Source organism: Microbacterium murale, assembly GCF_030815955.1.
Taxonomy (GTDB): domain Bacteria; phylum Actinomycetota; class Actinomycetes; order Actinomycetales; family Microbacteriaceae; genus Microbacterium; species Microbacterium murale_A.
Window position 1 is genome coordinate 2289252 of record NZ_JAUSXK010000001.1, and the last position, 21442, is coordinate 2310693.

A 21442-nucleotide genomic window follows, 5' to 3' on the forward strand; every position below is an offset into this window, starting at 1 on the left:
CACTGCCGAATCTCGTCAGCAGTCGTCGGCGAGCGGTGACGGCGGGGCGACTTCTGTCTCGCCCCAGTCGCTGAACTCGACTTCCATAGTGCCGGCGGCATCCGCACGCACCAGAGCGGTGGGCAACGGGGGACCATCCCTGGAGACGGTCAGCGCTCCGAGGGTGCCCTCCGCGCCGAGGACGATGTTCGCCGTGCCCTCTCCGGCGGCGGCGATCGCACTCGCGTCCGCGCTGAATTCGGCGACGGTCCGCACCGGGTCGAGCAGCGTGCGCCATCGGGCCACCGCGGGGTCGTCCACGCCCATGCAGGCGTAGGCACCGTCCGCCGCCTCACCCGTAGGAGAGGGCAGTACGTAGGCGACGTCATCGGTCAGCACGATTCGGGTGCTCACTCCGTTGACGGTGAACTCGGCCTCCACCGAACCGCCACGTCCGGACACCACGAACGTCATCATCCGGTCCGCCGTGTCCACGAACACGCCGGTCATGGTCCCCCCGTGTTCTGCGCGCATGGCGGCGATGACAGCGGCCAGAGCGTCCTCCGTGCCCAGCAGGGTCACCCCGTTGCCGACGTCGTCGCCCCAGTCCTCACCCAGATCGAGGTGGGTCGGTGTGGCGACGGGTGAGACGGGTGCTCCCGAGCATCCCGGCACGAGCAGGAGCGCGAGCGTCAACGGGATGATGACGCGTCGAAGCGCGTCACTCCTCGTCTTCGGCATCCGTCACGCACCCCGCTACGGCTCCCTGCTGGTCGAGCGCCGTTCGGTCGAGCGAGGTCGAGGCCTTCTCATTCCCCTCGGCAGGCCGCACCAGAAGACATGACCGCTCGTCGATCAGTCCGGCGGCGAGCGGAAGCCACAGCTCGGTTCCCGTCACGCGCTGCGACACGTCCACTGCATCGCCGGCCGGGCCATCGATCACGATCACCTGGTACGGCACATCCGGGCCGCTCCAGCTCGCACGCACCACGTTCTCGGTGGATTCGATCTGCAGATCTGCGGCGACATCCTTTCCGCCGAAGACCCCCAGGACCACGAAGACGGCGAGGGCGATCAGTGCGATCAACGTGGTGCCGGCCGACACGAGGAACGCGGGATGCAGCCAGAGCGGACGGCGCTTCGCTGCAGAAGACTCCTCTTCCAGCTCCGGCAGCACGCTGCCGGAGATCTCCAGCGGACGGATCGGTCCGGACATCGCGTCCAGGCTCGGCCGGGCCGAAGACCATCCGATCTGCCCTGCCATCGCCGCTGGGGCTGCTGAGGGGGCCGCGGATGACCATGACACTGGAGTGGTCGTGATCATCGAGGGTTGCCCGGCGACCACGTCCGTCGCGCTGCTGCGCTCTCGGCGGGTGCGGGGGACATCGCTCATCGAAGGACTGCGGATTCTCTCTGGTGATCGGTCACGTCTATCCTAGTCGTGATCCGACCGGAGACTTGGAGTCGAATGCGTTCGTCGTTGCCCTGGCGTCGCGGCGCAGCCGCGGTACTCGCACTGGTGCTGCCAGTCGCTTCCGCCATGCTCGCCGCGCAGGCCGAGGAGGAAGACGAAGGACCGCCACCCGACGGCGCCGTCATGATCCCCTACCAGGAGGCCGGTGAGATCCGCCCCGGTGAGGGCTGGTTGATCGACTGCGCCGCGCTGGGAGTCGTCGAAGGCGTGACAATCACGTGCGATGCTGAGTCCATCACTCTCTCCGCCGCATACGACCCGGACTGGGGAGAGCATCCGCTGTCCGTACGGATGGTCTCGAAGCACACCGATCTCCAGGTCGGGTACGCGTTGCGCATGGAGCCTCCGCCGGCACCGGAGATCACCATGGATCGGCTGGACATGCCCATCGAGGTCGGAGAGCAGGCGATGCTGCCGCTGTCCGCACTCGGCATAGAGTGCGAGATGTGCTCCGACGACGGCGGCGCGATCATCGAGGTCGGCAAGCTGCCGCACGGCGTCGATGCGGGCGTGAGCGCCACGCACCTCTCCGTCAGAGGGTCTGTCGTCGGAGACGCCGAGATTCCGCTGCGGGTGACCGACGATGCCGGTCAGACCGGCGACGTGAAACTGACGGTGTCGTTCGTGAAGGCCGCGGCGCTCGCGACGGCCGATGCGTCAGCGGACGAAGAGCAGCCGGTCGGCGCACTGCACGTCGTCAGCAGCGCATCGGAGTGGGATCTCGCCGCACTGTCATGGGGTGAGGACAGGACGATCGTATGCGCCGAGCCCCGACCGGCCGGACTCACCTGTGCTCCGGACGGGCGCCGCGGTGCTCGCCGCCGACAGCCCGCCGCCCTCGCAGTTCATGTTCCGCGTGGTCACCGCAGACGGATCGCAGTCCTGGGGCAGCGTGACGATCGGTGAGTCACCCGATGACGACGGCCTCGCGGCCCCCGAATGGGCCCGCAAGGCGCCACTGCACATGGTCTATCCGCCTTCGGGCGATGACGCACCGGGTGAAGGCGGATCCCTTCTGGGACCACTGACACTCCTGTTGGAAGGGATACCCGGATCATGAGCCTCCGGCTGACAGTCGCCGATCGTCCCGGCGGCTCGCACACCGAATCCTGGCTGGTGAAGGTCGATGAAGCGACCACCGTGTCGGAGATCGGTGAGGCGCTGAGCGTTCCCGTCGAGATCGTCGCTCCCGGCGCTGATCCGGTCGCACCGTTCGCGAAGTCGATGCTGCGCAGCGGCGTGGTCATCCCGAGTCGCTCATCCACGGTGCATCCTGCCGGAACGACCAGGCTCGACTTCGTCGCAGGCCCCTTCGCCGGGGAATCCGTGGCGGTCGTACCGGGGGAGCGGCTGCTGATCGGGCGGGGGCCGAGCGCCACGATACGCGTGGCCGACCCGCATCTGGCCGAAGAGCACGCGCACATCACCGTGACTGGCGGAACGTCTCCCGAGGGCATCCCCTTGCCGCTGTCGGCACGCATCGAGCTCGTCGCCTCGGACGGCAAGCTGCTCGTGAACGGGGAGGCCGACTCCTCCTCGGCCGATGTGGTTCCGGCTGATCTGGTGCAGTTGGGCAGCAGCGTGCTACGGGTCGGCTCTGCACCGGCATCCGATGCCGACATCACCGTCGACGAACTCGGTGCGCGTGCGTTCAACCGCCCCTCCCGCATCCGTCCTTCTCAGACCCCGCCATCCGTCACTCTGCCGGGGGACGAGCCGGAGGAGGCTGACGCCTCTCCGCTCCCGTGGCTGTCGGCCATCGTGCCCGTCGTTCTCGGTGTCACGCTCGCCATCGTCTTCCAGCGACCCGTGATGCTGCTGATGGCCGCGGCCTCGCCGATCATGGTCGTCGGGTCGTTCATCGCCAACAAGAAGATCGCCAGGCGCAAGGGCGAGCGCACGCAGGTCGAGTGGATCGCTGAGATCGAGTCCGCAAGGGAGCGCATCGCGGCCACGGTGAGGCAGCAGCGACTGACGAGCTGGTACCACCACCTCGACCCGGTGTACATCCGCGATGTCGTCACCCGTCCGCTCTCGCGGCTCTGGGAGCGCCGCAGGTCGGAATCCGACGCGCTGAAAGTGCGAGTGGGCGTCGCCGATGTCCGGCTCGATGTCCGGTTCGAAGGCGGGCCGCAGAAGGAGCGACGAGAAGAGCGGCACGTGGGTGTGTCGCCATCGCCGGTGGCCGTCGACCTCGCCGACGGACCCGTGGGCGTCGCAGGTCCGGCCGACGTGGCCGAGGGCGTCGTGCGCTCGATGCTCACCGCGTTGACCGCGCTGCGCTCGCCGAGAGACCTCCAGGTGGCCGTGCTGTGCGATCGCGAGCAGGAGCACGCCTGGTCGTGGGTGCAGTGGCTGCCGCATGCTCAGCCAGGGGTGGGGCCGGTCGCGCTCGTCGGCAACACCGACCTCACGCGCCGCGAACGGGTGCGCGAGCTGGGTGCCCTTCTCGACGTGCGCATGCGCATCGGCCGCGATCGACGCATCGAGACCGAATCGCACGTCGTGCTGGTCGTGGACGGCGCTCGCCGCTACCGGATGCTGCCGGGGATGGTCGCACTGCTCGAGCACGGCTCGGCATACGGCATCCATGTCATCGCGATCGACAGTGATCGCTCCCGTCTGCCGGAGGAGGCCACGACAGTCGTCGTCGCCGACCCGGGGGATCCGTTGCTGGGACGAGTCGAGTCCGGCGACGCCTACCACTCGCCGGTGCTGCTCGATCAGGTCACGGTGAACTACGCCGAGGAGCTCGCCAGGGCGTTGAGCTCCATAGAGCACGTCCGCGGCGTCGGCGATGACGCGACGGTGCCGACCAGCGTGCGCTACACCGAGTTGCTGGGCATCGATCTGAACGATCCGCAGCCGATCATCGACCAGTGGCGGGTCGCACCTCGACAATCGTTCGTCGTGATCGGCGCCGGCTCCGAGGGCGAGTGCGCCGTGGACATCGCCACCGATGGGCCGCATGCCCTGGTGGCGGGGACCACCGGATCGGGTAAATCGGAGTTCCTGCAGGCGCTGGTCATCTCGCTCGCGCTCGCGAACCGACCCGATGCCTTGAACTTCGTGCTGATCGATTACAAGGGCGGATCGGCGTTCGCCGACTGCGCGCGGCTGCCGCACACCGTCGGGATGGTCACCAACCTCGACGCGCGCGAGACCGAGCGCGCGCTCGCGTCCCTCGATGCCGAGCTCAAACGCCGCGAGCGGGTGCTGAGGGATGACATCGGGGCGAAGGATGTCGACGCCGCGTGGGACAAGGACGCGGATGCCGCGGCACGGCTGGGCCTCGCCAGGCTGATGATCGTCGTGGATGAGTTCGCCGAGCTGAAGACCGAGTTGCCGGACTTCATCAACGGACTGGTCCGCATCGCGCGCGTCGGGCGCTCCCTCGGAGTCAACCTGGTGCTCGCGACGCAGCGGCCGTCCGGCGTCATCACGCCGGAGATGCAGTCGAACATCAACCTGCGCATCGCGCTGCGTGTGACCGACCGCGCGGACTCGACCGACGTCATCGGCACACCGGACGCCGCTCTGATCTCCGCAGCCACCCCCGGCCGCGGGTACATGCGTGCCGGGCTCGATGCCGCTCCCGTCGTGTTCCAGACGGCGCGCGTGGCAGGGCTGCGGATCGGGCACCAGCGTACGACGCGGGTGCTGCCTCCTGCCGCGAAGTTCGAATGGCAGACCGTTGGCCTGCCGCCCCGGTTCCCCGCAGTGGAGAAGGCGGTGCACCGTCCGGATCAGGACGACACCGACCTGCGCGGGCTCGTGCAGCTGGCGACACGGGCTGCAGCCGAGCTCGGCGTGGAGCGCAGCCCGTCACCGTGGCTGCTGCCGTTGCCGGAGCTGCTTCCCCTCGATCGGTTCGACGAGGATTCCGCGCCGGAGGGCGCGGTGGTGCTCGGACTCGTCGATGTGCCTTCGCGTCAGACGCAGCGTCCGCTGCTGTGGCACACGCACACCGATTCGCACCTGCTGTTCTTCGGCGGCAGCCGGTCCGGGCGCACGACCGCCGTGCGCACACTGCTCGCGCAGGCGGTGCAGCGCTTCACGCCGGCCGATCTGCACGTGTACGCGGTCGACTACGGCACCGGTGCACTGCTGCCCTTCGTGGCTGCTCCGCACACCGGCGCGGTCATCACGCCACAGGATTCCGGACGCCTTCCGCGCCTGCTCGCGCGGATGAGCGAGGAGCTCTCTCGTCGGCAGTCGGTGATCGCCGCGGCAGGCGTCGGCAGCATCGGAGAGCAGAGGGCACAGGCCGACGCGCGTGACGCCCTCTCGTACGCGCTGTTCGTGATCGACGGATGGGAGCGGTTGTCCGCATCGTTGAGCGCGGATGACATGGTGACGGTTCGCGATCATGTGCTGCGGTTGCTGCGTGAAGGCCCGTCGTCCGGTATTCGCGTGATCATCACCGCCGATCGATCGGTTCCCAGCGACAAGGTGGCCAGCTTCATCGACACCCGGTACGCGCTGCCGATGCGCGACGTCAACGACTACCGTGGCGCGGGGATCATGATCCGGGAGGTGCCGGCGTCGATTCCGCCCGGACGCGTGATGTTCGGCTCATCAGGAACCGAGGCGCAGCTCGCGGTGCTCTCCACCGACGTCACCGGCGAAGGGCAGACCGCGGCGGTGCGGGCGATCGTGGAGTATGTGTCGGCGCACTACGCGCAGTTCCCGCAGTTGGCCGAGTTGCCGCAGGCGTTCCGGGTCGATCCGCTGCCGCAGCGGATCGGACTCAGCGAGACGGCGCAGCTTCCGCTTCACGAGGGCGCTTCCGCGGAGTTCCCGGTGGTCGCCGTCGGAGGCGATCGCCTGTCGCGGATCACAGTCGCCTGGCCGGAGGTCGGCGGCTTCGTCGTCACCGGTGATCGCCGCAGCGGCAAGACCCACGCCCTTGCGGTCATCGCGCATCAGCTCGCGTGGCACGGCACCCGCATCGTCGTGGCCGTCGCACGCGACGGCTCGGTGCTCTCTGACGTCGCCCGCAGCCACGGGATGCCGGTGCTGACCCCGCAATCCGCCGATGAAGAACTGAGCGCGGCGCTCGCCGAAGGCGATGCACCGATCACGATCGTCGTCGATGACAGCGAGGGCATCCGTGATTCGAAGCTCGACCGAGCTCTCGGCGCGGCGCGCGCGCATGCGCGTTTCGTGGTGGGAGTCGGATCGGAGTCGGCCGGGTCGTCGATCACGGTCGCACTCACAGAAGCGAAGAAGGGCAGAGCGGGACTCCTCCTCTCGCCCACATCGACCATCATCGGCACACAGGTGTTCGGCGTGCAGCTCGCTCGCACGCATATCGGCCGTGGTGCGCCAGGATCCGGCATGTTCTTCTCGGACGGCACCTATCTGCCTGTGCAGGTCCCGGACCTCACGGCGTGAAACCGGGTGGCGTGGTGAGGGTTAGACTGACGCGGTGTTCTCGCGCCCTTTTCGGGCGCTCGGCCGATGAAGGGGGGAATCTTCGATGAGCACTCAATGCCGTTTCTGCGGTGAAGCAGTCAGGCCGGACAGCATGTTCTGCCCGTCCTGCGGTCAGCTCACCGACGCCGTCGCCGGCGTGGCCCCGCCGTTCCCCGGTTCGGATTCCGCACCACGGCGACGCGATTCGACCTCTGTCGCGGCGCCCGCCCCCGTGCTCGACCCCGTGCCGCTGCCCGCGCCCCGCAAGCCCGCGCGCAAGTCCGAGTCGGCCGAGTCGTCAACTCCCGCGAAGCAGCCTTCCGCCGTGAGATCCTCGGAGACTCCGAAGAAGGCGACGGGCGACAAGTCGCGAACCGCCGCTGCCGCGACGCCGACGACCACCGCCGCGGCCCCGACCGCGGTCACGCTGCCGGACGGGCAGCGTCTCCCGTTGGAAAGCGTGCTCGTTCTCGGCAGATCGCCCGAGCAGGGTGCTGCTCAGCACAAGGGCGTCGCGGTGCGCCTTCCTGACCCTGAGCGGGCGATGTCGCGGGTGCATCTCGTGATCTCGCCGGTACCCGACGGCGCCACAGCGACCGACCCTGGTTCCGCGAACGGCACGTTCCTCGAACGCGCCGGAACCCAGTACGTCCTGGTCGCGGGAACGCCGACGAGCCTTCTGCCCGGCGACCGTCTTCTGCTGGGCGATGCGACGCTGATCGTCTCCTGAGCGCTTGCTTCAAGACTCGCGTGCTCAACGATGGGCAATTCTCCCCATCGTTGTGCCCTCCCGCCGTGTGTTAGGAATGGTTACGCAGATCCAACCAGCGGCACAGCCGCATGACCAGGGGGTACGACATGGCCGAGATCAAGGTCACCTCAGAATCACTCGCAGGCGTCGCGAGCCAGCTCGCAAACGGCGCGTCCTCGATCGAGTCGCAGCTCGGCAACCTGAAGGCCCTCGTGCAGGGACTGATCGCCGGAGACTGGGGCGGGTCCGCATCAGAGACCTTCAACGATCTCTATGAGCAGTGGGACGCAGCAGGCCTGCAGCTGAAAGAGTCGCTCAACGGCATCAGCGACCAGCTCAACAAGGCCTCGCTGGCATACGAGGAGTCGGAGTCGAACATCGGCAACAGCTTCCGCCAGTAGTCCAATCGGTCAGACCGCAGGGTCTGCCATCGTCACATGTTGAGGGGGGTGCCTCATGGCGCATTTCGTGGTGAGCACGCCGTCGCTCGGCTTCTCCGCGGCATCCATGATGAATGCCGCGGGGATGCTTGACGCACAGATCCAGCAGGCGCAGAGCGTCGTGAATGCGGTCGCGGGCGGCACGTGGACCGGCGATGCCGCTGACGCGTTCGTCGAGGAATGGAACTCATTCATCACGAGCGCGGGCCTGACGCGGATGGCGTTGCTGAGCATCGCGACGCGCCTGCACGGCGCCCAGGCCACGTATGAGACGACCGAGAGTCAGATCGTCACCGCCACGCGGTCCGCGCGAGTGTCGATCAACCAGCCGGGCAAGGATGGCGAGCTCGGCACCAAGGACGATGAGAAGCTCAGCGTGACCCTCGCCGAGAGCGTCGGCGATTCGCGTGAGGATCTCACCGAACTCGTCGCAGAGATCAAGACCTTCACCGACGGCGGGAGCGCTGACGTATGACCGGGCAGCACACGTACGAGACGAGCGATATTCGCGGTCTCGAATCTGCGCTCAAGCAGCTGCAGGGTTATTGCAGCGACCTTCAGGCGCACGCTATGGCCGCCACCGCTGCGGTGGACTCGCAGTGGCAGGGCGTCGCGAACGCGGAGTTCGTCAATGCCGTTCAGATCTGGCAGGTCGGGGCGAGCGTGCTCACCTCGCATGCGGAGTTCCTCGCGACCTGGGCAGGGGTTGCCGCAACCGAGTACGAGACGGCACAGACCTCGATGACCACGAACTGGGCTGGTTGAGTCATGGTGAACATCGATCCCGAGAAGTTCCGCACTGCGGCCGACAACTTCGACGCCATCTCCACGCAGGCGGACACCTACGGATCTTCTGCGCGTTCCTCCCTGAACGGGTACGACGGCATGGCCGGTACCGACCCAGGTGGTGAGCAGTTCGCCGAGGCGTACGACGAGATGGCGAAGGCGGCCCTTCAGGGATTCGCCGACACGCAGGCATCGGCGCGTGACCTTGATCGCGGCCTCATGGCGGCGGCGGCCACGCACGCCCAGGCCAACGCGAACGCCGGGTACATCGTCTACGACGCGGCCGGAACCTACGTGCTGCGCGACAAGATCGAGAGCACGACCGTCTCCTCCCCGCCGTCCGCCTTCGGTGGCCGCCCGGACACCATGGTCGATGGCCTGGACTCGGCTGCGGTCTGGATCTGGGATCAGATCATGAACCTCGTCGGCACGCTCTTCCCTGACGGCGATCCGGACAAGCTCCGTGAGGCGGGTGGCACCTGGGCCAGCATCCTCGGGGATCTCGAGGCGCTGAAGACCTCGATCTCGACTGCTGATGCCCCGTTGAGCGGGATGGAGAGCGGCGAGCTCACGTCGATCTCCTCCAAGGTCGACGACTTCTCGGATGGCCTCGGGAAGTTCGTCAGCAGCAGCGACGGCATCGGTCAGATCGACAACATCTGTCGCGACTACGCGGACACCATCGAGGAGACGCATCGCGAGTCGCGTCAGATGATGGTGCAGCTCGTCATCGAGGTCGTGGCGAGCATCGCCGTCGGCGGCCTGCTGTCCGTGGTCACCTTCGGCGCCTCCGCTGTCGTCGCCGGCTCCGGCATCGCGATCCGCATCGCGAACATCGGTGCGAGAATCGCCGGACTCGTTCAGAAGTGCGTCGCTGCCGCGATGAGACTCTCGAGCAAGCTGCGTGCGATCGTGGCTGCGCTGCGCGCAGCCGGCACCAATTTCCCGAAGCTGAGCCGCGTCGTGATCGAGGTCGTGTCGGGAACGACGGGGGCGATGGCAGCGGAGACCGTCGACCCGAACCCCAATTTCCTCGCGGCATTCGCGGGTGGTTTCGCCGGAGGCAGCGTCACCGCTGCCGTGGTGGCACCGTTCGGCAACGCCGGCCGGCGAGTCATCGTCCAGGCCCTCGGCAACGGCACCGGCGGTGTCGCGGGCACAGCCACCGATATGGGTGTTCGAGGCGAAGAGATCACACCGGGCGCCCTCGCGCTGAGTGCGGGTCTCGGCGTCGTCATGTCGGCACGCCTGCCCAGTCGCACTTCGCCGACCGCGGGAAACCCGGACGGCGGACGCATCGAGACTCCCGACGCCAATGTCCCGGCCGGCGTCGGCGGCGACCCGGGCTCGACCAGCATCGACGGCAACGGGACGAGGACCGATTACGACGGCCCGGTCGGCGCCGGCAACGAGATCGGCTCCGGCGGCGGTGACGGCGGCGGCGCGCCGACCGATCACGGAGATGCCCCGCTGGACACCGACATCAACGTGACGCCGGATGCCGGCAACGGATCGCCTGCGGGCGACAGCGCAGCTTCTGGTGACGGCACGCCTGCGGGCGAAAGCTCGCCTGAGCCGACGCCTGAGCCGACTCCGGAGCCCACTCCTGAGCCGACTCCCGAGCCGACTCCGGAGCCGACTCCGGAGCCGACCCCTGAGCCGACTCCTGAGCCCACTCCCGAGCCGACGCCGGACAGCGACGCCGACTCGACGACCGGTGGAAGCTCCGAGGGCGCGGGCCCCGGTTCGCGTGGTGTCCCGAACAGCGGCGGCGAAGCCGACGGCGGACGTACCCCGCGCGAGGACGGCGAAGCCGAGGGCGAAGCCCCCGAGGACGCCGCCCCCGATGCCGATGCAGATGCAGACGGCGACGGCAAGCCGGACGACGCGGACGGTGACGACGCCGGCGACTCTCCGGAGGACGACGCAGCCGTCCCGCCGACGTCACCGACGGACGGCGATCGACTTTCACCGTCCGACTGGAACCCCGCGAACTCCTCGAACCCGCATGTGGCCGGGCTCTTCGACGCCAATGGCGACATGCGCACGTTCGATGAATGGAACGCAGCGAACGGCGATCCGGACGCACCGGCGAACCACAACAAGGGCACGTACGGCGAACTCCAGGCGCAGGCCTTCATGGAGAGCAACGGCTGGACGCGCATCGACAACGGTGCGGACGGGTCCCACCCGGTCACGGCGCAGGGAATCGACGGCATCTACCGCCGGACCGGACCGGACGGCCAGACCGAGGTCGCGGTCATCGAGGCGAAGTACAACACGGCACGACTCGGGAACACACTCGACGGCCGGCAGATGGGCCACGATTGGCTCACTGGAGCCAACACGGGGACGAACCGCATCGACGCCGCGATGGATGGCACGTCGCAATCCGACATCGATGCCGTCAACGACGCGCTGGATTCAGGTGACATCCGCAGCGGCCTCGCACAGGTGGCGCCGGACGGCACCATCAGGGTCAGCGAGCTTGGTGTCGACGGGCGTGCCTCCGCGAACGGCGGAGATTTCACGGGATCCCCCGCGACCGGTGAAGCATCTGAGGCGCCGTCGACGACCCAGGCGTCCGGCTCTTCCTCGGCCTCTGATGTCGCTCCTGCTCCAGAGAGCGCAGGAGACCTCACTCCCGAGCGCGCTGGTGAAGGCAACGGCGATCCAGCTCCTGAGGATGACGGCGGCGCAACCGGTGGTGGCGGCGATGTCCCGCCCAATGGCGGTGATGTCCCACCCAACGGCGGCGATGCTGCCGGCGACCCTCCTTCAGGCGGTACAGCGGCACTCAGCGACGGCACGTCGCACACCGTGCAGGCGTCGCCCGAGCAGATCGCAGCGAACACCACCCCGTGGGATCAGGACGAGTTCGGCGGGCAGCCGCTCGACAACTTCCTTGCTGACCGCGGGTGGACTCGACGAGAACTCGATGACGCACTCGACACGCACGTGCGCAATCTCACGCCCGATCAGGTCGACATGCTCACCCAGGTGCGCGATTCCATCGCTGTGGATGCGGACACCTGGATGCAGAAGGTCGTCGACGACACGACTGCGCTCAACTACCTGTACAACGACCGCTCCGGGTACAACAGCCCAGATCACATCTACGGCTTCACGGCTCGCGCCGGCGACGTTGTGGACATGCGAACACCGCGTGACGTCTTCGAACGACTTGCCCTGAATTATGAGGGGACGACCTTCTCCGCGGGCGACCGCGATGTCACCGTCGTCAGGTACCAGACCGACGATTTCGGCAGCCATGAGATTCCGCGCAACTCCAGCCTGTTCGGCGACTCCGGGCACAGATCTCAGAGCACTTGGGACGACGGTTCGTGGCAGATCACACCTGGTCGGGGTGACAATGCCCAGCCGATCGCAGATCGTGGACCGGCAGATCCGAATGTTCCGGGAGCGGTGATCCTGCCGCATGAGAATCCGCTCGTGGGCGCTGGTTGGACGCTCGGCTCGGATGGCGCACCCGAACTGCACACCGGCACGGCATCGGGAATGCGCGAGGGCGCAGAGATGTGGTCGATCCGTCAAGACGGAAGTCAGCACCTGACTGCCGTGTTGAAGCAGACCGGCGTCGATGCGGACGGCAACCCGATTCTCGAGTGGGTGGAGACGGCATGAGTCCCCTGAGTTCGGGAAAGTACGGACTCGTCGATGATGTGCTCTATCGTGTCGTCGGCAACTCGGCGTCGAACAGTCGGAACTGGGTGCTGATGGCGGTTGATTCGAGCGCTGAGCCCTCTCGGCGGGAGATTCCGGGCGGGACACCCGGGTTCAAGCACGTCTCGCCGTCCGCGACGTATCAGGGTGAGCGCGTGCACGATCTTGTCTTCCGCGATGACGGGACGGTCCTGTTCCGGCTGTGGACGGACTCGGCGTCGACGGCGGGTCTGCGGTGGCCGGACGGAGTCGTGGTGCAGAGACAGACCGGTCAGCATCCCGGCGACAATTTCGTGGCGGGAGTCGCTTCGATCTCGGAGTTCACCGACTTCGATGATGGTCTCCCCGAGGTGTGGCGTCGGTTCCTGCCGGCAGGTGCCGCCGGTGAGGCGCGGTAGCGTGGTGACGTCGAAGGAGGCGTTGTGACGATCTGGCAGAAGCTGCTCATGCCGGCGATGACGGACGCGATGCTGAAGGGCGGGCTCGCCGAGGTCGGTGGGCCAGTCGTGCGCGCGGCCGATGTGGCCGGGGTGCGCCCGGCCGAGTTGGTCCGCGCATACGGGCTCGGCGGTGAGGGGCTGGTGTTCCCCGAAGCGCCGGAATACGTGGATGTGCTGCTGTTCGAACAGCGTCCGCTGATGCGTTTCGAGACACCCTCCGACATCGGCGAACGGCCATGGCCGACATATGAGGCGGGGTTCCTGCGCGGTCCCGTGCGCGCTCCGGTCTGGCTTCTTGCGCGCACTCGCGTGCCGAGCGGATCGACCATTCAGCGTCTGCACGCCGACGGGCGCACCGAACAGCTTGCCGCGTTCGGATCCCCTGCGAAGGGGTGGACGGGCGCAACCGGTTACTATCCACCGCTGCACATCATCGGTCCGCGTGCGAAATGGCGAGGCCACGATCTTCCTGCCGACTTCCTACCGAACGACCAGCCGGGAGTGGAGCTCGTGTGGATCGGTGACGATGGTGTGCCGGAGGGGTTCGAGCAGATCCGCCCGATGATCCATCGCCGTCTGGCACCGTTCGGCGAGTGCGACGAGATCTTCGAGGTCGTCGTTACCGCGAGCCATCGGGGGGTGCCGGTGCGAGTCCTGCAACAGGCCGGAGACGAGGCTCTTCTTCTGCTGGAGAACCCCTCGTGGAGTCAGGTTGAAAAACTGCAGCCAGGGCCCGTCGAGCCCGGGTATTTCGAGTTGACGGCCCCCAGTGTCGAACTCGAGAGTGTTCGGTCGGTAGCGAATGTCTGGGCGCCTGAGCCGTGAGCCTCGACGTGGCGGCGCGCGTGATTGACAGCGGTCGCACTCGCTGAGCGACGATCCGACCGGGAGACGAGAAGGAGATTACGGTGCTGCGCGACACCCGTGCCGACCAGGCGTACTTCGACAACGTGGTGGAGTATCTGACCACCCGATGCGAGAGCAACGATCGACGATTCGAGCGCCCCGTGGAGAAGTGGGCAGACCCGAAGATGATCGGGCAGGTCGCTGGCGACGTGATGAAGCAACGCTGGGATCGATTCAGCGCGCTCTATTCGCAGGGTGCGTCCGTCGAGGTGCTACGGGCCGAGTTCGACGCCGTTCTCAGCGATGCGGAAAGAGCTCTGCGTCTCGAGTTGGAGTTCCTTCCCATCGAACAGCGAGTTGTGCGCTTCGCGTTCGGCAACAGCAAGGACTTCTATCGCGAGTGGTTGTCGCTGGTGTCATTGGCGTTGGCGTTCCGTGTCGACGATGCGACTTTTGATCGTGTCGTCGCGGCTGTGGAATTCGGCTGGGGAGATCGGCTGATCGATCGACTCATCGCCAGCAGGCGTCCGTTGCACCCGGTGGGTGAGACGCTGTCGTTTCCCAAGATCGTCGGAGCGCTGAATGAGGCGTTCGACGCCGCTGATCCGTCGCAGACGATCGAGAAGTATCTCAAGAACTGGTACACCGCGTGGAAGGGCATCTGGGGATGGGGCGGACATGAGTCCCTCGGTAAGAACCTGTATTCCGGTTACTGGGCCTTCGAGGCAACCGGTGTGGTTGTCGCTCTCGGCATCGATGGCACACTCTTCCGCAGCAACGAGTTCTACCCCGGCGATCTGCTGACCAGCGGCGCATCAGCCTGAACCGAAGGAGCAACTCATGACCGGTGAGATAGAGATCCCCGCGAGCCTCGACGAGGCACGCGCTGTGCTTACCGACCGGCCCGTCGGAGTGGTGCCGTTCCAGATCCGGGCGCAGCTGCTGGCTGTGCAAGGCGTGGAGCAGGCAGTCGATGCGGCCGTGCCTGTCGTCGAGGACTACTACGTCGGCGCGATTCTCGATCTGCCTAATGCGGACGTGCCCGTCACCACCACGATGCTGGAGGAATGGCGCGTGACCATGGACGATGTCGTCCGGGCCGGCGCCGCAGCCCGCGCGCAGGCCGAGTCGCCCATCGAGCAGTTCGGCGCAGCACTTGTCATCCGCTCAGTGGCCTTCGCCGCTGCCGCGCTGCGCGATCCAGCCGCAGTATCGGCTCTACGACCTGATGCCGTGCCGGTGATCGTGATCCCCGACGTCGGGCACACGCTTGTCGGGTTCGCCGATGATCACGCCTCGCTGGCGTCCGTAGCGGCGGCGGCCGACCGCGTGCTGGCGAACACAGACCGCAGCGTTTCGATCACGCCCCTCGTTCGAGGTGCGTCGGGATGGGAGCGATTCGAATGGCCTGAGAGCGTCGCCGCGGAGGTGGGGCGGATGGGTCGCCGTTGGGATCAGGTGCAGTACAGCGCTGCCCGTGACGTCCTCAATCGTACGTACGCTGCTGCCGGCGTAGACGTGTTCGTCGCCACGCTTGAGCTCGCCCAGCAGGGAGATGACGGACCCTTCACCACTTACGCGACGGTGACGAAGGACGTGCACACCGTCATCCCGCGCGCGGACTTCATCGTGCTCAACGGAGGTGACGGTCGGATGCAGCGGGTGCCCTTCGAGCGGCTCCTGGAGTTGCCCGGTGTGCTCACACCCTCGGCGGGCACGGTTCCGGATCACTTCGAGGTTTCGAGGTTCCCTGAGGAGCTTCTGGCAGGCTGAAAGCGTGGACCTGAAGACAGAAGGAGACGCATGAGCGACGATTGGACCCGTCTGTGCGCGTTGCTCGACGATGATGCAGAGCTCGCAGCCTCGGTGCGTACGGCGGTCGAGAACCCGGCCGAATACTATGCGGCCCACGCGGACGACCTCCGCGATCGCGGCATCGAATCGGCCGCCGATATTGACCCCTGGCTGGTCATCATCGACGGCCTCGACGAAGCCGGGGCGCTCGCCTACCTCGACTGGAAGGACGGAGGTGCACAGCTCGCCGACGCTCTTGCCGGCCTGCCGCGCATCTTCGCGACCGGGATCGACCTCGACGCGATCGGCGACATCGAGGCAGAACTGCCGACCGCGGTGGCGGTCGCGAACGGCATGCTCGACGAGCACGGGCTCACGCTCGTCTACCTCGAGGAAGACTCCGATGCCTACCCGCTGGTCGCCGTCGAGGCCGATGATGCGGAGCAGATCGTCGCGCTCGCGAGTTCGCTCGGGCACGTCGCCCGCACGCACCCCTGACGAGAATCGGTCAGCGCACCGCGTCGGCGAGGTGCCGGGAGTCGTGGCTCAGGACCTTGACCATGATGCCGCGCTGCCGCAGGTCGGTGATCGTGCGGGTCTCCTCGTCGCGATCCCGACCAAGCGCACGCGCGTTCGCGACGACCAGGACATCACCCTTGTGCAATGAAGAGATGAACCGCGCCAGGCGATCGCTCCAGCTCTCAAGGATCTCGGGAGCCGGATGGCGGAATCCCTCGATCGGAACACCGAAGCGAGTGAGCTCATCACGTTGTTCGACCACAGTAGGCATGCCGTCGCGTGAGATCACCAGTCCGACCAGGCGAGAGCCCTGCGGGCGGGCATGCCACCACTCGTGATCGTGCTGCAGCTCGGTGAAGCACTTCTCGCACTCGGTGGCCGCATGCGGCAGGTGCAACGGACTCGTCATCGGCTCGCCGACTAGATGGTCCCCTGTCGTCAGATCAGTCGAATCGCTCATCGGCGCACCTCCAGCATCCATTCTGCCTTGCGCCTCGGACAAGCGGGTACCCGACCTGGAAGATCGGGCTATAGGACCCCGAGCGACCGCACGGCTTCTCGCTCCTCGACGAGCTCGGCGACAGAGGCATCCACCCGCGCGCGAGCCCACTCGTCCAGCTCGAGTCCTTCGACGATCTGCCATTCGCCGTCGACTGCCCGTACGGGGAAGGACGATACGAGGCCTTCCGGCACTCCGTATTCGCCGTGCGAGACGACGCCGGCGCTGGTCCAGTCATCCGTCCCGCGAACCCAGTCGCGAGTGTGCTCGATCGTCGCGTTTGCCGCAGAAGCCACCGACGAAGACCCGCGCACCTCGATGATCTCGGCGCCGCGCTTCGCAACACGGGGGATGAAGGTCTTATCGAGCCAGTCCCGCACATCACCGACGCGCTCAGCCAGAGCCTCGACGACGGGCCGGCCGTCGACGGTGGCATGCGACACGTCGGGGAACTGGGTCGCCGAGTGATTGCCCCAGATCGGCACGCGACGGATGCTCGACACCGGGGCGTCCAGGGCGAGCGCGAGCTGCGCACGGGCGCGGTTCTCGTCGAGTCTGGTGAGCGCGGTGAAGCGCTCGGTCGGAAGACCTTCGGCTGCGGCAGCGGCGATCAGCGCGTTCGTGTTCGCTGGATTGCCGACCACGGTGACGCGCACGTCAGCCGCGGCGTGCTCGGCGATCGCCTTGCCCTGCGGGCCGAAGATCCCGGCGTTGGCCGCCAGCAGATCCGCGCGCTCCATGCCGGGGCCACGCGGCCGCGCGCCGACCAGCAGCGCGAGATTCGCCCCGGCGAACCCGATGGCAGGGTCATCCGTCACCTCGACGTGCTCGAGCAGGTCGAACGCACCGTCCTGCAACTCCAGCGCCGCACCCTCCGCCGCTCCGAGGCCTTGCGGGATCTCCAGCAGCCGCAGTCGTACCTTCTCATCCGGACCCAGCAGGTCTCCGGCCGCGATGCGGAACAGCAGTGCGTATCCGATCTGTCCGCCCGCACCTGTGATCGTGATCGTCGTCGCCATGACACGAGCCTACGGCGCAACCCGCACACAGTGCAGTGCGCGGAGTAATCTCATCCCATGACCTTCAACCCTGACTCTGACATCTCCGGGCACCGCACGCGCCGCCCAGGACGCACAGCGGCGATCGCCGGTGGCGGCGTCGGACTCCTCGGCATCATCGCGCTGCTGGCAGGCCCCTTGCTGGGCATCGACCTGTCGGGGCTCGTCGGCGGAGGAACCCAGGGCGGCAGTGCACCGGAATCCGGCGGCACGGTGCTCGCCTGCGAGACGGGCGAGGACGCGAACACGCAGGACGACTGCCGGATGGCCGGAGCGCAGGTGCTGCTGGACGACTACTGGGCTCAGCACGTCGAGGGATACACGCCTCCTCAGCTGTACGTCTTCGAGGGGCAGACCTCCACGCAGTGCGGCACGGCATCCAACTCGGTCGGACCGTTCTACTGCCCACCGGAGCAGGGCGTGTACATCGACCCGGACTTCTTCCAGATCATGCGGCAGCAGTTCGACGCCTCCGCCGGAGAGCTGGCGCAGCTGTACATCGTCGGCCACGAGTGGGGCCACCACATTCAGAACATCACGGGGACGATGACGCAGTACCCGAACAACGGCACCGGTCCCGACAGCAACAGCGTGCGCACCGAGCTGCAGGCCGACTGCTATGCCGGTGCGTGGCTGGCCGACGCTGCCACGCTCGAGGACGAGAACGGGGTCGAGTACTTGCAGACGCCCACCGAGGCGCAGCTGAAGGATGCTCTGAACGCGGCATTCGCGGTGGGTGACGACCACATTCAGGAGCAGTCGGGCTTCAGCAACCCGGAATCGTGGACGCACGGCTCGAGCGATCAGCGGCAGTACTGGTTCGCGAGCGGGTACGAGAACGGCCTCGGCAGCTGCGACACGTTCGCCGTCGACGGCAGCCAGCTCTGAGGCCCGCCTGCACGGGACCTCTGACACTGCGCGGTACGGTGGAATGACCGCCAGAAGGCGGACGACTCACTGACCGGGGGGCCAGAAGCCGATGAAGTTGGACGCACTGTATCCGCCGATCGAACCGTACGACAGCGGGATGCTGATCGTGGGCGACGGCCAGCGCATCGCGTGGGAGGTGAGCGGCAACCCCGAGGGCAAACCGGTCGTCTTCCTGCACGGCGGGCCCGGCAGCGGCGTCTCGGCATGGCAACGGCAGTTCTTCGATCCGGAGAAGTACCGCATCGTGCTGTTCGATCAGCGCGGTTGCGGCAAGAGCACCCCGCACGTCAGCGACCCCGACGCAGATCTGCGTTTCAACACCACGCCCCATCTGATCGCCGACATCGAGCTGCTGCGCAGGAATCTCGGCATCGCGAAATGGCTGGTCTTCGGCGGTTCGTGGGGGAGTGCACTCGCGCTCGCCTACGCGCAGGCGCATCCGGATTCCGTGAGCGAGCTGATCCTGCGCGGGATCTTCACGCTGCGACGCCTCGAGCTGGAATGGTTCTGCGACGGCGGAGCCGCGGTGCTCTTCCCCGATCGGTGGGAGGAGTTCATCGCTCCGATACCCGTGCTGGAGCGGAGCCGGATGACAGAGGCGTACCACCGGCGCCTGAGCGACCCTGATCCCGCTGTGCACGTGCCCGCAGCGATCGCGTGGGCGAAATGGGAGGCGTCGATCATCACGCTGCGACCGGACCCGGACGTGGTGGCGGCCATGACCGAGCCTGCCGCCGCCGTCGCGCTCGCACGGATCGAGAATCACTTCTTCCTGCACCGCGGTTGGTTGAGCGAGGGGCAGTTGATCGCCGGCGTCGACCGGATCCGCCACATTCCTGCAGTCATCGTGCAGGGTCGCTACGACGCGGGCACACCGATGATGACGGCGTGGGACCTGCACCGCGCATGGCCGGAAGCGGAGTTCGTGGTCATCGACGACGCCGGGCACGCGGCAACCGAACCAGGCATCCAGCAGGCGCTGCGCGACGCAGCCGACCTTTTCGCCGACGACTGACTGTCCACGAGGTCGTTGAGCCGGCCGACGGCGAGCGAGACGGTCCCGCCCGTTAGGCGCGGAGTGCCCGCAGCAGCGTCTTCACAAGACCGAGCGCTCCGCCGTCTGCCCGGAAGCGCGTGAGGCCCTCGCTCACGACCGCGCCGGTGGCCGCAGTCACGAACCACGGCGGCTTCGGCAGGATCGTGAAGCGTCCACCGCCGTTCGCGCCGGGCAGCGACCGAGGGAACGGCCGGAACGGGCCGCGCAGGACGGATCGCTCGACGCGGTCGAGCAGTAGCGCATTGTGCACGACGCCGATCCCGCTGCCGACATCCGCGAGTGTGTTCCCAGGGAATGCACCCCAGGTCAGCGTCGGCGTGATGAATCCGACCGCCGTCCAGGCGTTGATCGCGATCGAGCCGTAGCGCAGTTTCGCGATCGCCTTTTCGAACCCGGTGCCCAGCGCCTTCTGCGTGGCGGGATCGATCAGCAGGTTCGCGCCGAGCGTGCCCTGCAGCTCGTGGTTCGCATGCGCCACGGCCGCGTCCAGGAAATCCTGCCCCGTTCCGCCGACCTCGACCACGCCGAGCACTGGTGCGAAGTACTCGGTGTTCTGCAATGCCGTCGCATCCTCGCCCTCGCTGATCTCGACGAGGAGCCGGTCTCCGAGCACGAGGGCGTTCGGATAGTCGTCACCGGCGCGCTGCATGCGATCCTCCGACCCGGGATACCAGGTCGGCCGCTCAGGAGCATTGGCATAGGCACGACGCAGCGCGGCGCGGAACGCATCGGCCTGCGCCCATTCCGATGACATGATCACGACTTGACCGGCGATGCAGTTGTGACCGCAGTTCTGCAGCCGCATCGTCGCGATGTGCTCTGCCTGGAAGGTGAGGTCTGCGTCGGTCCATTCACCCGGCACGACGATGATCGGCGAGACGCCGCCGAGCTCTGCGGTGATCGGCTTCTTCAGCTGCGGACGGTTCTCTCGCCGCCGCCTCTTCCCCGCAGCCCCTGTGCCCCACGTGATCGCATCGAACGTCGCCGCCGACCCAGTGATGTGCACGTGCGCGAGCTCCGGGTGCGCGGTGAGGTACGTGCCGACGTCACCGCCCCCGCTGACGATGCGGAGGAATCCCGGTTCGATCAGAGGTGCGAATGCGTGCTCGAAGACCGACACGAGCGCATCCTGCGTCGGATTCACCTTCAGCAGTGCCGTGCGGTTGTGAGCGAGCAGCTCGTAGAGCACGTCGAGCACCGGGATCGACGTGACGTTTCCCGCACCGAGCACGAGTCCAACCCCGCCGGACTCTCCCGGCGTGCGCTGAGCAAGCCCCGCACCCGCGCGCGCAGCCCGCGGTGTGACGCCCGGCTCGAGCCAGACCTCGCCCGTGAAGCCGGACAGCAGCACCTTGTCGATGCCCGTCAGCGGGAAGGCGTGCACGCGGGTTCGTCCACCGGGCGCACGGTCGATGCGGATGTCCTCCAGCGGATTGCGACCCTCGGCGAGCCTCGACAGCGTCTCGATGTACGCGTCGAGCGCGCCGAGGGTGCTGTACGGACCCGAAAGCCACTCCTCGCCGCGCAGCGGATGACCGCCGTTCAGGCCCTTCGACACCGCCGCCGTATGCGCCCATTCCTCGGCCGATGCGGCGACGCCGGTGCGGACCGCGCGCAGCAGTGTCGCCCGCTGCCCGACGCTGAGTGCCGACCAGGTGCGTGCTCCTTCGCCGAGGTCTTCGATCGCGGCATTCAGCCGCTCGCGGTCGGCCTCGTCGAGTCCGGTAGCGGGGGTCACGGCGGTTGCTGACGTCATCGGCATCTCCT

At 67.3% G+C, this 21442-nt stretch carries 19 protein-coding genes; 14 read left to right on the forward strand and 5 right to left on the reverse strand.

Annotated elements, in window-relative coordinates; translation table 11 throughout:
* Positions 1–15: 15 nt before the first annotated feature.
* A complete protein-coding gene (locus QFZ46_RS11165) occupies positions 16–720 on the reverse strand; it encodes a hypothetical protein (RefSeq protein WP_307361383.1) in 705 nt (234 codons plus the stop codon).
* Entirely contained in the window at positions 701–1372 is a 672-nt protein-coding gene (locus QFZ46_RS11170; RefSeq protein WP_307361385.1) for a hypothetical protein, read from the reverse strand. The genes QFZ46_RS11165 and QFZ46_RS11170 overlap by 20 nt, the downstream gene beginning before the upstream one ends.
* Positions 1373–1447: 75 nt before the next feature.
* Here QFZ46_RS11170 and QFZ46_RS11175 point away from each other — a divergent pair, with 75 nt between their 5' ends.
* The 12 genes from QFZ46_RS11175 to QFZ46_RS11230 all read left to right on the forward strand — a co-directional run bounded on the left by QFZ46_RS11175 (position 1448) and on the right by QFZ46_RS11230 (position 16110).
* A complete protein-coding gene (locus QFZ46_RS11175; protein ID WP_307361387.1) occupies positions 1448–2359 on the forward strand; it encodes a hypothetical protein in 912 nt (303 codons plus the stop codon).
* Between the two features lie 150 nt (positions 2360–2509).
* On the forward strand, positions 2510–6850 hold the full coding sequence (locus QFZ46_RS11180; RefSeq protein ID WP_307361388.1) for an FtsK/SpoIIIE domain-containing protein: 4341 nt from the start codon (positions 2510–2512) through the stop codon (positions 6848–6850).
* 85 nt (positions 6851–6935) lie between these two features.
* A complete protein-coding gene (locus tag QFZ46_RS11185; RefSeq protein WP_307361390.1) occupies positions 6936–7601 on the forward strand; it encodes an FHA domain-containing protein in 666 nt (221 codons plus the stop codon).
* 128 nt (positions 7602–7729) lie between these two features.
* Positions 7730–8023, forward strand: a complete 294-nt coding sequence (locus QFZ46_RS11190; protein ID WP_307361391.1) for a WXG100 family type VII secretion target — start codon at positions 7730–7732, stop codon at positions 8021–8023.
* 55 nt (positions 8024–8078) lie between these two features.
* Positions 8079–8537 (forward strand): WXG100 family type VII secretion target, encoded by a 459-nt coding sequence (locus QFZ46_RS11195; RefSeq protein ID WP_307361393.1) that lies wholly within the window; start codon positions 8079–8081, stop codon positions 8535–8537.
* Positions 8534–8827, forward strand: coding sequence for a hypothetical protein (locus QFZ46_RS11200; RefSeq protein WP_307361395.1), 294 nt, complete (start codon positions 8534–8536; stop codon positions 8825–8827). The genes QFZ46_RS11195 and QFZ46_RS11200 overlap by 4 nt, the downstream gene beginning before the upstream one ends.
* A 3-nt stretch (positions 8828–8830) precedes the next feature.
* A complete protein-coding gene (locus QFZ46_RS11205; protein WP_307361397.1) occupies positions 8831–12493 on the forward strand; it encodes a WXG100-like domain-containing protein in 3663 nt (1220 codons plus the stop codon).
* The gene (locus QFZ46_RS11210; protein ID WP_307361400.1) at positions 12490–12930 is read left to right on the forward strand and encodes a hypothetical protein; all 441 of its coding nucleotides are present in this window, start codon (positions 12490–12492) and stop codon (positions 12928–12930) included. Before QFZ46_RS11205 ends, QFZ46_RS11210 begins: the two co-directional genes overlap by 4 nt.
* A 24-nt stretch (positions 12931–12954) precedes the next feature.
* Positions 12955–13797, forward strand: coding sequence for a hypothetical protein (locus tag QFZ46_RS11215; RefSeq protein ID WP_307361402.1), 843 nt, complete (start codon positions 12955–12957; stop codon positions 13795–13797).
* 83 nt (positions 13798–13880) lie between these two features.
* Positions 13881–14642, forward strand: a complete 762-nt coding sequence (locus tag QFZ46_RS11220) for a PoNe immunity protein domain-containing protein (protein WP_307361405.1) — start codon at positions 13881–13883, stop codon at positions 14640–14642.
* A gap of 16 nt (positions 14643–14658) precedes the next feature.
* Positions 14659–15591, forward strand: coding sequence for a hypothetical protein (locus tag QFZ46_RS11225; RefSeq protein ID WP_307361408.1), 933 nt, complete (start codon positions 14659–14661; stop codon positions 15589–15591).
* 30 nt (positions 15592–15621) lie between these two features.
* Positions 15622–16110, forward strand: a complete 489-nt coding sequence (locus QFZ46_RS11230; protein WP_307361410.1) for a DUF6630 family protein — start codon at positions 15622–15624, stop codon at positions 16108–16110.
* A 10-nt stretch (positions 16111–16120) separates the two neighbouring features.
* Here QFZ46_RS11230 and QFZ46_RS11235 read toward each other — a convergent pair whose 3' ends face one another.
* Together QFZ46_RS11235 and QFZ46_RS11240 are read right to left on the reverse strand one after the other, a co-directional pair.
* Complete coding sequence (locus QFZ46_RS11235) at positions 16121–16591, reverse strand: dehydrogenase (protein ID WP_307361411.1); 471 nt, start codon at positions 16589–16591, stop codon at positions 16121–16123.
* Between the two features lie 68 nt (positions 16592–16659).
* Positions 16660–17649, reverse strand: coding sequence for a malate dehydrogenase (locus QFZ46_RS11240; RefSeq protein WP_307361414.1), 990 nt, complete (start codon positions 17647–17649; stop codon positions 16660–16662).
* Between the two features lie 57 nt (positions 17650–17706).
* Here QFZ46_RS11240 and ypfJ point away from each other — a divergent pair, with 57 nt between their 5' ends.
* Together ypfJ and pip are read left to right on the forward strand one after the other, a co-directional pair.
* Positions 17707–18576, forward strand: a complete 870-nt coding sequence (gene ypfJ, locus QFZ46_RS11245) for a KPN_02809 family neutral zinc metallopeptidase (RefSeq protein ID WP_307361417.1) — start codon at positions 17707–17709, stop codon at positions 18574–18576.
* 91 nt (positions 18577–18667) lie between these two features.
* Positions 18668–19633 (forward strand): prolyl aminopeptidase, encoded by a 966-nt coding sequence (pip, locus tag QFZ46_RS11250; protein ID WP_307361420.1) that lies wholly within the window; start codon positions 18668–18670, stop codon positions 19631–19633.
* Positions 19634–19685: 52 nt separating this feature from the next.
* Here the strand turns inward: pip and QFZ46_RS11255 are convergent, their stop codons facing one another.
* Complete coding sequence (locus QFZ46_RS11255; RefSeq protein ID WP_307361422.1) at positions 19686–21431, reverse strand: aldehyde dehydrogenase family protein; 1746 nt, start codon at positions 21429–21431, stop codon at positions 19686–19688.
* Positions 21432–21442: the final 11 nt, after the last annotated feature.